Below are 12,040 nucleotides of genomic sequence, written 5' to 3'. Positions count from 1 at the left end.
TAATTTTTAAATCGAATGAATACTGAATTTGCTGTTGATCTCATCAAGAACCGCAGCTGTTTGTGTTTGGTTGGTGAGTGCCGCTGAGATGGCAATTCCGTAAATTCCGGTTTCGAGTATGGCCGGAATATCTTCTGTTTCGATACCGCCAATGGCAATAACAGGTGTACTGATTCCAGCTTTCCTTACTTCATCCATTAACTTCTGGTAACCTTCCAGGCCTACAATAGGACTTAGATTTTCTTTTGTACGCGTAAACCTGAAAGGTCCCAAGCCAATATAATCTGCTCCTTCAGCTACCCTTTGTCGGATATGTTCGAAAGTATTTGCCGTACCTCCGATGATCTGATGTTTAGCGATAATTTTCCGGGCTTTGGGAATAGGCATATCCTGCAGGCCTAAATGCACGCCATAACTGTTTACGGCTTTTGCCAGGTGTGGATAATCATTGATGATCAGTTTGGCTCCATAACTTTCGCATAAAGCTTGTGCGGTTTTTGCAAAAGGCAGGATTTCGGCTTCTGCCTGGTTTTTAATGCGGAGCTGGATCCACTTTCCACCGGCCCGGAGTACCTGCTCAATGGCATCAATATGGGTGCCTGTTTTAGGGGCCTGCGAGATGTATTGGATGTGCTGAATCATAATGGTATAGTTAAATTTTGAGTATAAGCAAGGCATTTTGCCTGTGCTTTTTTAAAATTAGTCAGGGCTTGCGAAGGATCGTTCCAGATGCTGCCCAATAGCGCAACACCATCGAAATGCATGGCTTTTACCTTATCGATTTCGGTTAATCCGATGCCGCCAAGGGCGATGATTGTAGGTTTGGCAGACTGTTTTTCCAAACGGAAATCCGGCGGAATTATACTCCTGTAACCAGGCTTGGAAAGGCTATTGAACACCGGACCAAAAAAACTGTAATCGTATTGCCCGATCTGGCCCCTGTCAGCCAGGTGATGGATAGAAGTGCTTAAAATTTTGCTTTCGGGCAATTCCTCATTATTCCTTTCCTTCCTGAAACTTTCGGTATGATGGATGCGATGGATATTGTAATCCTCAGCAAGCGAATGGAAATGATGCAAAGCAATCCGTGGATGATATTCGGGTGAAATTCCTTCGATAACCTTTCGGTAAGCAACCTCATCAGGAGTTTCCTTCCTCAAATGAAATACCGGTAAACCAGCTTCGAAAAGCTGGTTAACAAGATGGCATTCTTCTTTAAAAAAGTTGGGCTTGGCGATTACGATCAGTTCCATGACGGGCTAAGAATAAATTTCACTTCCTTTTTCGGTAAACTCTTTCGATTTTTCCTGCATTCCTTTAGCCAAAGCTTCGTTTGCTTCTACACCTTGTTGTGCGGCATATTCGCGTACATCCTGCGTAATTTTCATCGAACAGAAATTCGGTCCGCACATGGAGCAGAAATGCGCAATTTTTGCCCCTTCTGCCGGCAGGGTTTCGTCATGAAATTCCTTAGCTGTATCCGGATCGAGCGAGAGATTAAACTGATCTCCCCACCTAAATTCGAACCTTGCCTTGCTTAAAGCATTATCGCGGTATTGTGCTCCGGGGTGTCCTTTGGCCAGGTCGGCCGCATGTGCGGCAATTTTATAGGTAATCACACCGTCTTTAACATCTTTTTTGTTTGGCAGGCCTAAATGTTCTTTAGGCGTAACATAACACAACATTGCTGTTCCATACCAGCCGATCATGGCTGCACCAATAGCAGATGTAATATGGTCGTAACCTGGAGCAATATCGGTAGTTAGCGGGCCCAAAGTATAAAATGGTGCTTCAGCACAATGTTCCAGCTGTTTTTCCATATTGGCTTTAATCAGGTGCATTGGTACATGACCAGGTCCTTCGATAATGGTCTGGACATCATGTTTCCAGGCAATTTTGGTCAGTTCACCAAGTGTTTCGAGTTCCGAAAACTGTGCGGCATCGTTTGCATCTGCAATACAGCCCGGCCTCAAACCATCGCCTAATGAAAAAGCCACATCATAAGCTTTCATGATCTCACAGATCTCCTCAAAATGGGTATAAAGGAAATTTTCTTTGTGGTGGGCCAGGCACCATTTAGCCATAATGGATCCTCCCCGCGAAACAATTCCGGTAATCCTCTTAGCCGTTAAAGGCACATAACGAAGTAATACACCAGCATGGATGGTAAAATAATCAACGCCTTGTTCGGCCTGCTCAATCAAGGTATCGCGGAAAATTTCCCAGGTGAGGTCTTCCGCTTTTCCATTTACTTTTTCGAGGGCCTGATAAATGGGAACGGTACCAATGGGCACTGGCGAATTGCGGATGATCCATTCGCGGGTTTCGTGGATGTTCTTTCCTGTTGAAAGGTCCATAATGGTATCTGCGCCCCAACGGCAGGCCCATACTGCTTTTTCTACTTCTTCTTCAATGGTGGAAGTAACCGCAGAATTGCCGATATTGGCATTGATTTTTACCAGAAAATTTCGACCGATAATCATCGGTTCCAGTTCAGGATGGTTGATATTGCATGGGATTACCGCACGACCTGCAGCCACTTCATCCCGTACAAATTCCGGTGTAATGTATCCTCTCGGGGTATTAGCTCCAAAACTATTGCCTTGATGCTGATGGTTCATAACCTCCCGCTGCCCGCCCAATTGCGCATTCAACAATTCGATCTGCTGATTTTCCCTGATGGCAATGTATTCCATTTCAGCTGTAATGATGCCTTTTTTGGCATAATGCATTTGTGATACATTTGCACCAGCTTTTCCCCTGTAAGGTTTTTTGATAAAATTAAAGCGTAAGGCATCTAATTTTTCATCGGCTAGCCGCTGTTGCCCGTAAACCGAAGATAATTTTGAAAGCTCTTCAACATCGAGTCTGTCTTTAATCCACTGCTCTCTTAATCGTGGAAGGCCTTTTCGTACGTCAATAACCGCATCAGGATCAGTGTAGGGGCCGCTGGTATCGTAAACCGTTACCGGTGGATTTGGCTCGGTTAAACCAAAGCCATTATGGATTTTGGTTTCTGTCAGGCTGATTTCACGCATGGCAACCTGTATATTGTGGATTTTACCTGGCACAAATATTTTACGTGAAGCCGGAAACGGGCTGCGGCTGATGACTTCCTGATCTGGTGTTTTTTCTGTTTTCATGTGAGATGGTTTTATCCGCCTTGAGTGGCTTTAATGAGTATAATCTGATCGCCGGGATTTAGCACATAGGTATTCCAAACTGATTTGGAAATGATGGTTTGGTTAACCGCTATGGCCAGGCCATTCGTTTCGGTTGAAATGACTGCAGCCAGCATTTGTTCGATGGAACAGGATTCGTTAAGCAGGTGCTTCTGATTATTTATAGTTACTTCCATATTTAAAAAATTGGAAAAACTATAGAGATTGCCCCAAAATGGAGATCGAAAAGACAGCAATGATAAGATTGCTTTCACTTTTCCCTTCGGCAGTACTAACTGCATCAGGTTCAAAGGGTATTTCTCAGCACGTAGGCACCCCTAAAGTTTTTTGTAAATATAGGCGATTAAATTTTTAATGCAAATGAAAAAGAACATATAGATGAAATCTATACATTAAACTAAACTGCATTAGGATTTTTGTCATACCGAAAATAGTGAAACGAGTGGAAGCTTTGCTAAGCAAACATTGAAATGGAAAACGAATTAAAAATCCATTTAATAAAGATCTTTCGTTGTGCTACCGTTGACTAATTCCAATAGAAGGATCGCCCTCTCGACTGTAGTACAGCGAAACGGAGAACTCTTTGAATGATGTTTTTAAAAAAATAAGATTTCTCCAATAAATTCTCCATCTGCATAGCCGTGTTCAGGTGATCTGCATAGCAGACTTTAGCTAAAGCCTCTATCTTGAGGCAGTAATTGCCTTACTCAGTTCCATAGCCTTTTGCATATTCGCAATGCCATAGCCATAAGGAATCTCTGGTTTTGTTGCGCGATCGGCAGATTGTCTAATTACCTGCATGAGCTCCACATTAGTAAGCTTTGGATAGGCTTGCCATAAGCAAGCTGCCAGACCGCACATGATTGGGCTTGCATAGGAGGTTCCACTACGGGCCTCGCTGTTCCCACTCTCATTAACTACACTTGGCCCGCCTCCCATAGCTACTACATCTGGTTTTATTCTGCCGTCTGTTGTAATCCCCGAACATGTGAAAGCGCTGATTTTTAAGTTGCTATAGATAGCGCCTAAAGTGAGTACATTCGGAGAATCGGCAGGGGTACCTACCCAGTTCCCCTCGTTACCTGCACAATTAACAATAAAAATGCCTTTGCTTGCAGCAACATTAGCTCCCCGCGTCGCAAAAGCAGTTTTTCCATCCATATCCTCAAACTTATATCTTGAAGAGGGAAGATAATAGCCTGTGGTATAATACAGGGATGAGTTTACAATATCTACCCCTACACTGTCAGCATATTCTATGGCATTAACCCAATAATCTTCTTCGATAGGATATTCGGATGCTTCATCTTCGGTGCGTAGCAGCCAGTAGTTTGCTTCCGGTGCGGTACCCACAAAGGTGCCTGGCTGATTAGCAGCCATACAGGAAGTTACCCAGATACCATGACTGTCTACACTGTAGGGATTGTCATTTTCGTAAACAAAAGACTTAGCACCTTTTATATGTACATTTTTTAAAGCAGGGTTGGTTTTGAAGTTGATAAAGCCAGCGTCAATCACGGCAATATCAATTCCCGCTCCTCTAAATCCCTTATTATGCAATACCTGACCGTTATTTATATTAATGTTGTCAAATGCACTACCATAATTCAATGGGCCATTTGGAGTGTGATTGTTGCCAGTTTGTGGAACATCATTATATTTCGGTGTGGTGTCTGCTGCTTTCCTTTTTCCTTCCCATACCAGAATCACATCTTTAACAAAAGGCAAAGCTTTGTACTTATCAATTAAAAATTCGTCAGTGCAGTTTACACTGACGGTATTTAACCACTTGCTTTTGGCAACAATGGTCCCTCCGATCTGTTGAATAGCTTTAAGGTATTCGGGGGCAATTGGTAAATCTGAGGCATCAATAGGGATATTTTGCTTACGTCTTCGTTCAATTGCTTTTGGAGAGAGAAATGTCTCGGGGTAATTGATCGATAAATTCGATTGACCTTTATCTTTTAGTACTAAACGGAATTTATAATCGTTACCGTCGGTAACCACCACCTTACATCTGGCCACACCTTTTCCATTAGCCATTGTGGCTAAAATATAGGTTTCACCTGCGGCATCAGGCCAAACTACTCCCTTTTCTGTTACCCAGGCAATTCTTGGGTTTTCTGAACTCCATACCACTGAATCAGATTCGCCGGGCTGCAGGTTTTCGATTTTGACTTCCAGTTTTGCACCGAAAAAACTATCGTTTGCGAGCTTTACCTCCCCCGGCACAATAGAGATGGTGATGGCAGGAGGCGCTATCGGAACTTCTGATTTTTTACAGGCAGAAAATAAAAAGCAGGATAATAAGAGGATCAGGTAAAAGCGATAAACATTTAATTTCATGATGTACTTAAAAATGGTAATATCTTTTTTTTAAAGAAAGAGGAGCTCACTTTTTGGTAACATCCTTTTTCACAGGTGCGGCAAAAGTAGCATAATAAACTGAAACCAACTATTTAGTTAAATCCAAAGCACAATAGTATAATTCGGGCGAATTGCAGGAACATAAAGTGAAAATCTGTGAAACCGGTTTTTATTCGGCGTAGCCGATTGGGATAAACATTATGGAGTATTAAGCGGCTGAGAAAAAATGCGGTTACTTGTTCTTTAACCATACGTAATCAATCGACCTAACGATGCCCGATGAGCCGACTAATGATCGCGACATAGGCAATGTGAATTTTAATCCATGCCATTAACGAATACCAGCGAACAATATTGTTGGTATCGCATGATGGATATTTTTGGATCAGATACAGGTTGAACACACATTCGATTTATATCATTAAAATAAAACTTAGCCTTATCTTCGTTTCAAATTATAAAAACCAGCGCAAACTATGCAAAACCTGTTAGCATTAAAAAGCGGCGAACTAAAAGGCGCTGTATCCTTAAAACTTTCTGAAAACCTGACCGAGTTCCCAAAGGAGATATTTGAACTTGCTGATACTTTGGAAGTGCTGGATTTATCTTTTAACAAATTAAATGCATTGCCGGCAGATTTCGGCCGGTTAAAAAAGCTGAGGATTTTTTTCTGTTCCGAAAATCTTTTCACCGTTTTACCGGAAGTACTGGCCGACTGCCCGTTGCTGGATATTGTAGGTTTCAAGTCGAACCGGATTGAAATCGTACCGCCCAGGTCGGTCAACCCGAATTTACGCTGGTTAATATTAACGAATAACAACATTGCTGAACTGCCCAAAGAAATAGGCCATTGCAGCAGAATGCAAAAACTGATGCTTTCAGGCAACCGTTTATCGGCACTGCCCGAAGAATTGAGCAATTGCCGGAATTTGGCTTTATTGCGGATCTCAGCCAATAAACTTCAGGAATTACCACAGTGGATTGCACAACTGCCAAAACTATCATGGATTGCCTTTTCGGGCAATAATTTTAGCAAAACACCGGTTGTTGAAACACTTCCACTGATCAATTGGCATGATTTAGAAATCAGCCATTTATTGGGCGAGGGTGCTTCGGGCATAATTTCGAAGGCCAATAGAACCATCGGTGATGAAACCCGGGAAGTGGCGGTTAAAATCTTTAAGGGCAATGTAACGAGCGACGGTTTGCCGGAAGATGAAATGACAGCTTATATAGCTGCAGGATACCATCCCGGCCTGGTTAATTTAATCGGGCAGATTGCCTTACATCCGGAAGATAAAAAAGGGTTGGTGATGGACCTGATCCCTCATTATTTTTATAATCTGGGGCTTCCGCCGAGTTTGGAAAGCTGTACCCGGGATGTTTTTTCTCCTGAACGAAAACTTTCTGAAAAACAGATTACAGGCATCGCTAAAACGATTGCCTCATTAGCCGCTCAATTACATGAAGCAGGGATGATGCACGGCGATTTATATGCGCACAATACTTTGATTGATGATGAAGGCCACACTTTGTTCGGCGATTTTGGTGCTGCCAGCTTTTACGATAAAACAGCTGAGGCTGCAGCTGTGCTTGAGCGGATAGAAGTAAGTGCTTATGGATACCTGCTGGATGATTTACTTTCTTTAAAAGATGAAGCGGTGAATGATGATGTTTACAAAGCCATCAGCGAAATTCGGGATATCTGTTTAAATCCGGTGCCTTTGGAGCGACCAGCTTTCCAGGAATTGGTTGATCAGTTGGTTAAGATTTAATTATAATAGCTTAATAGTTTGAGTCTATAGAAAAAATAGTCATCGACCGGAGCAAAGCGAAGTACCGGCTGTGCGGGCAGGCGCTAGGGTCGAAATAACCGCTTTATTAAAAGAACTAGATTAATGCTGTTGTTTTTTTGCCCAATCCAGCCTGCGCTGATCAGGTGTAGCTGTAACCTTAAAGTTTTCAAAGGTGGCATTAAAACCTTTACCATCCGGGCAGGCAGCGACCAAACCCACCATTACAGGTGTATTGTCTTTAAAATAGCAGGTGCGTAGCATGGTATATTTTTGATCATCAAATGAATAGAAAATCTCAACCGCGTCCAGTTTTCGAACGGCTTTCATCCAGATTGATGCAGGGGCTTTTTCAAGTTCTACTACACTCCAATCGCTGGTTTTATGGGTTACCACCGCACTTACGTGCTGTTTTCCATTTACAAACTCAACCCCGGCCTTAATCCATTCTTCTTCATTAATGCGGAGCATTAGTCCCATCTGATCAAAAGTGGTTATATAATTTCCTGTGATTTTTACTTTTACCTCAAATTCGCCGCCATAAGTAGCGTAATAAAAAGGGGCATCATCAACGGTAAAACCATAGTGCGATATCCGCCAGTAATCGGTTTTGGCCGGAACAAACATGCTAAAGGTGTTTTTATCCTTGATCTCCCATTTTTCAGGTTCGTTAAACCAGTTCATTTTGGCTAAACTTTGGGCATGCGCGTTTGGAATAAATAAATAAGATAATACGGCAATCAACGCTGGTAATTTAAGTTTCATTTGTGTGTTCGTATGTGTGTTGCTGCAAACATAAAACAGGAAAAAAAATTAGGAAAGGACATACATCACTATTTTAATGTGATGATAATCACGCAAATATTTGGTCAAAACAAGTATATCAGGTTTAAAAATCTTGAATAAACAGTACATTTGTTTGTATCAGAAACATGGAACTAAATTTTTTAAGAGCGCATATCCATCAGATCGTTTGTTTAACAGATGAAGAGTTTGATTATGCTGCATCTTTTTTTACCAGGCGGAAATACAAAAAACACCAGTACATTATCCAGGCAGGCGATATGGCCAGTCAGGAACATTTTGTGGTAAAGGGCATTGTTAAATCTTCTTACACCGACCATGAAGGAAAAGAATATATTTTGCAGTTGGCTATGGAAGAATGGTGGTTTTCTGATCCAAATGCTTTTAATACGGGGATGCCAGCAACCTTAAATGTAGATTGCATTGAAGACACAGAAACACTTTCCATCTCTTTTGAAAATAAGGAAAAGCTCTGCGCCTCATCTCGCAAAATGGAGTATTTTTTCAGGAAAAAATATACAACCGGCAATATGGCCTTATAAAAACGGGTATTGGCTTTATTAAGCAACAATGCCGCTGAGCGTTACAAGCAGTGGCGTAACCAATACCCATCTTTACAGAAAAGAATTCCGAAAACCCTGATTGCTTCTTATCTTGGGGTAACCAGGGAAACTTTAAGCAGGTTATCGCTTTAAAATTTTAGTTGTTTTGGTGTCTCCCTTTTTTAACGCAAAGGTTGCAGAAGAAAGTTTGGAAGACAAAGCGGTAGCCTACCGGAGATCCTGATCTTACTGCTGATATCAGATCAAACTCCACAGTTCTGGTGCAACCCAATTAAGCACATCAATTTAAAAACACTCTACTTCCCAAAACCGCGACCAGGTTTTACCTGCATCAAGTTTTACGATACCCTCCTTAGCTGATAGCTCTTGGTTATGATTAATTCCATCGGCAACTCCGCACCAAGGTTCTAAACACACAAACGGCGCATCTGGCGCCGCCCATATCCCGAAATAAGGAAACTCTTCAAAATGGAAGTGTAGGCCGTTATCGTTTTTGGTGTTCAGCAAACTAATACAATTGCTTTGCAGGTTCTTAAAAACCAGCGCATCGTTATAAAACAGCTCGTGTGTAAGCATTAGTTTATGCGCGTTAAGCTCAATATTTTCAGTTTCGTTGGCCACCAGGCCGTCTTCCAGTTTCCAGAAAGTTAATTTTTCATCGGCATTAAAGGTAAGGTAATAATCTTCGTAAACGGTATCGGGAGTATTGGGAACCGCAAATGCCGGGTGTGCGCCAATAGAGAATAAAAGCTCAGTGGTACCGGTATTTTTTACCTCGTAGGTTAAATTCAGTTTTCTGTCTATTAATTGATACCTTAGTTTCAGCTCGAAATAGAACGGATATACTTTTAGGGTGTCTGCGTTTTGCGTTAACGTAAAAATACCCTCGTCTTCACTTATTTTTTCAAAATTAAAGACATGATCCCGGGCGAAACCATGACGGGGTAATTCGTAGTACTTGCCTTGGTAAATAAAACTATTGTTTTTTAATGAGCCAACGATAGGAAATAATACCGGGCTATGTTTTGCCCAATATTTTGGGTTGGCATTCCATAAATATTCAAGCTTGGTTTCTTTACTGAATAAACCTTGAAGTTCTGCACCTTTAGCCGCCAGGCTAACTTTTATATAATCGTTTTCGAGAGTTATCATTGCAGGTTAAAATTAGAAAAATTTGTGCTTTGAAGCTATCTTTTATTAAAAAATGAATCCCACTGAGTTTGGCGTTTAGTGGTGGGCCTTTCGCGCGATCATAACTCCAAACACCCAGCTCCAAACTAACCCTTCTCTTCCCAAATGCAGGCAATATTAATAATGGTTTGTACAGCTTTTTCCATATCCTGTACGCTTACCCATTCCTGCTTGCTGTGAAAGGCATGTTCTCCGGCAAAAATATTGGGGCAGGGTAAACCCATAAAAGAAAGCCGGGAACCATCGGTTCCGCCACGGATGCTTTGTTGTTTGGGTGCTACACCAGCCCTTTCAATGGCCTCAACACCATATTGTACAATTTTAGGGTGCTGATCCAAAACCTGTTTCATGTTGCGATATTGCGCTTTAATATCGAGCTTATAGCTAGACTTTGGAAAGTTAACCATTACTTTTTTGACGGTTTCTTCCAAAAACTGCCCATGCGCAGCCAGTTTCTCATCGGTAAAATCCCTGATGATAAATTGTGCTTCTGCCTCTTCTACCTGTCCATTTATACTTACCGGGTGGATAAATCCTTCCTTTTGATGGGTAGACTCTGGAGTAAGGCTATCTTTTGGTAGCGAATCTAAAATTTGGGCGAGGATCTTAACGGCACTTTCCATTTTTCCTTTTGCAAATCCTGGATGTGTACTTACACCATAAATTTTAAGGGTCGCCCCATCCGCAGAAAAAGTTTCATCCTCAATAGATCCGAGTGTTTCCCCATCAATCGTATAACCAAAATCGGCTCCTAATTTCTTTAAATCTACTTTGTCTACACCTCTGCCTATTTCTTCATCGGGGGTAAAAAGAAGCTTTATAGTCCCGTGTTTTACCTCAGGATTTTTCATGAAAAAAGCTGCTGCTTCCATAATTTCGGCTAATCCTGCTTTATTATCTGCCCCTAATAAAGTTGTCCCGCTTGCGGTGATAATATCATTGCCAATCTGCTGTTTCAGGTCTTTGTGTTCAGAAAGTTTGATTACAATCTGGTGATCATCCGGCAGAATCAAATCTTGCCCTTGATAATGATCATGAATGATTGGTTTGACGTTTTCGCCACTGCAATCAGGTGATGTATCCATGTGCGAACAAAAGAAAATCACTGGTAACGGTTTATCTGTATTTGATGGGATTGTACCATACACGTAGCCATTATCATCCATTTCGGCATCAGAAACGCCGATTTCCAATAATTCCTGAACTAATACTTTACCCAGGTCCTTTTGTTTCGGGGTTGAAGGGCAGGTAGGAGAACCTGGATCGGATTGGGTATCAATTTTTGCATATTTGATAAACCGCTGCTCGAGCGATTTGTTAAAGTTGACGTATGTACTCATAATTCAAAGTTAAAAGTTATAGATATTCGATAAACATATTATTTTTGTAAAAAAACGATATGATTTTTAATTTGCTGAAAGCTGCTTATATAACGCTTTTACTTGTTTTTATAGGAAGTTTTTCATTCGCCCAATCCAACTATTTTAAAATGTCGTACGGTTTTGGGGGAGGAATAAACAAGTCTTATGCCGATGTAAAAGGAAGTTTAGGGCATACCATATATGGTGTATTCGATTTTCATATCACTCCATTTGTAACCTTAGGTTTAGAGGGCCAGTATGGCATCGTTCAGGGTGGCGACATAGAAACCGACCCGCACAACCGTCAGTTTGTGAATCAATATAAGGCCCTCAGTGCCAATGTAAAGCTGATGCTTGGCGAAGTGGTTGACTATGATAAAAGTGAATTTTTATACAACATAAGAGGTTTGTATGCAGGTTTGGGCGTAGGTATTATTAATAATAACATCACCGATATTGTAAGGTATAAACCAAGCTGGGCCGCTTCCAATCCCGGTTATGGTCCTTTTCCGGGTCAGGATAAGAGTTTGGAGCTGTTGATCCCTTTAAACTTCGGTTTTAATTACTACATTAATGATGGCTACGGCTATATGCGATATGTCATCAATATCAATGCGCAGTCTAACTTTACTTTTGGCGAAGGGCTTGATGGCTATAATGATCCCAGCTCAAAATTTAGAAACAACTCTCCCGATGTTTACAGTACCTTTACCATAGGGTTCAGGTATATGTTCGGTAACATTAAGTTTTATCGCAGAACACTTTAATAAACAGTTGAT

At 41.4% G+C, this 12,040-nt stretch carries 12 protein-coding genes and 1 riboswitch; of the genes, 4 read left to right on the top strand and 8 right to left on the bottom strand.

From position 1 onward, the window contains the following. Positions 1 to 6 precede the first annotated feature (6 nt). The 5 genes from ACK1I8_RS17720 to ACK1I8_RS17700 all read right to left on the bottom strand — a co-directional run bounded on the left by ACK1I8_RS17720 (position 7) and on the right by ACK1I8_RS17700 (position 5,528). Positions 7 to 642: a thiamine phosphate synthase gene (locus ACK1I8_RS17720; protein ID WP_412466619.1), complete on the bottom strand. Its 636-nt coding sequence runs from the start codon at positions 640 to 642 to the stop codon at positions 7 to 9. Continuing rightward, the gene (locus ACK1I8_RS17715) at positions 639 to 1,253 is read right to left on the bottom strand and encodes a thiamine phosphate synthase (protein WP_412466618.1); all 615 of its coding nucleotides are present in this window, start codon (positions 1,251 to 1,253) and stop codon (positions 639 to 641) included. The genes ACK1I8_RS17720 and ACK1I8_RS17715 overlap by 4 nt, the downstream gene beginning before the upstream one ends. Before the next feature lie 6 nt (positions 1,254 to 1,259). Then, positions 1,260 to 3,143 carry a phosphomethylpyrimidine synthase ThiC gene (gene thiC / locus ACK1I8_RS17710; protein WP_412466617.1) on the bottom strand — a complete coding sequence of 628 codons (1,884 nt, stop codon included), beginning with the start codon at positions 3,141 to 3,143 and terminating at the stop codon, positions 1,260 to 1,262. 11 nt (positions 3,144 to 3,154) lie between these two features. Further along, the gene (thiS, locus tag ACK1I8_RS17705) at positions 3,155 to 3,358 is read right to left on the bottom strand and encodes a sulfur carrier protein ThiS (protein WP_412466616.1); all 204 of its coding nucleotides are present in this window, start codon (positions 3,356 to 3,358) and stop codon (positions 3,155 to 3,157) included. Between the two features lie 64 nt (positions 3,359 to 3,422). Next, positions 3,423 to 3,511: riboswitch (TPP riboswitch) on the bottom strand. 352 nt (positions 3,512 to 3,863) lie between these two features. Further along, positions 3,864 to 5,528 (bottom strand): S8 family serine peptidase, encoded by a 1,665-nt coding sequence (locus ACK1I8_RS17700; RefSeq protein WP_412466615.1) that lies wholly within the window; start codon positions 5,526 to 5,528, stop codon positions 3,864 to 3,866. Between the two features lie 497 nt (positions 5,529 to 6,025). Here ACK1I8_RS17700 and ACK1I8_RS17695 point away from each other — a divergent pair, with 497 nt between their 5' ends. Further along, positions 6,026 to 7,324, top strand: coding sequence for a leucine-rich repeat-containing protein kinase family protein (locus ACK1I8_RS17695; RefSeq protein ID WP_412466614.1), 1,299 nt, complete (start codon positions 6,026 to 6,028; stop codon positions 7,322 to 7,324). 120 nt (positions 7,325 to 7,444) lie between these two features. Here ACK1I8_RS17695 and ACK1I8_RS17690 read toward each other — a convergent pair whose 3' ends face one another. Next, complete coding sequence (locus ACK1I8_RS17690; RefSeq protein WP_412466613.1) at positions 7,445 to 8,107, bottom strand: DUF1349 domain-containing protein; 663 nt, start codon at positions 8,105 to 8,107, stop codon at positions 7,445 to 7,447. A gap of 167 nt (positions 8,108 to 8,274) precedes the next feature. Between ACK1I8_RS17690 and ACK1I8_RS17685 the strand changes: the two genes are divergently transcribed. Both ACK1I8_RS17685 and ACK1I8_RS17680 read left to right on the top strand, forming a co-directional pair. Then, positions 8,275 to 8,688: a Crp/Fnr family transcriptional regulator gene (locus ACK1I8_RS17685; protein ID WP_412466612.1), complete on the top strand. Its 414-nt coding sequence runs from the start codon at positions 8,275 to 8,277 to the stop codon at positions 8,686 to 8,688. Positions 8,689 to 8,697: 9 nt separating this feature from the next. Beyond that, positions 8,698 to 8,841 carry a hypothetical protein gene (locus ACK1I8_RS17680; RefSeq protein ID WP_412466611.1) on the top strand — a complete coding sequence of 48 codons (144 nt, stop codon included), beginning with the start codon at positions 8,698 to 8,700 and terminating at the stop codon, positions 8,839 to 8,841. A gap of 153 nt (positions 8,842 to 8,994) precedes the next feature. Here the strand turns inward: ACK1I8_RS17680 and ACK1I8_RS17675 are convergent, their stop codons facing one another. Both ACK1I8_RS17675 and pepT read right to left on the bottom strand, forming a co-directional pair. Next, positions 8,995 to 9,861, bottom strand: coding sequence for an aldose 1-epimerase family protein (locus ACK1I8_RS17675; protein WP_412466610.1), 867 nt, complete (start codon positions 9,859 to 9,861; stop codon positions 8,995 to 8,997). 125 nt (positions 9,862 to 9,986) lie between these two features. Beyond that, complete coding sequence (gene pepT, locus ACK1I8_RS17670; protein ID WP_412466609.1) at positions 9,987 to 11,240, bottom strand: peptidase T; 1,254 nt, start codon at positions 11,238 to 11,240, stop codon at positions 9,987 to 9,989. A gap of 59 nt (positions 11,241 to 11,299) precedes the next feature. On the opposite strand from pepT, the gene ACK1I8_RS17665 reads away from it, so the two are divergent. Beyond that, positions 11,300 to 12,028, top strand: a complete 729-nt coding sequence (locus ACK1I8_RS17665; RefSeq protein ID WP_412466608.1) for a hypothetical protein — start codon at positions 11,300 to 11,302, stop codon at positions 12,026 to 12,028. Positions 12,029 to 12,040: the final 12 nt, after the last annotated feature.

The sequence above is a fragment of the Pedobacter sp. KLB.chiD genome, assembly GCF_047040275.1.
Taxonomy (GTDB): Bacteria; Bacteroidota; Bacteroidia; order Sphingobacteriales; family Sphingobacteriaceae; genus Pedobacter.
This window is presented reverse-complemented; position numbering and strand designations above follow the sequence as displayed.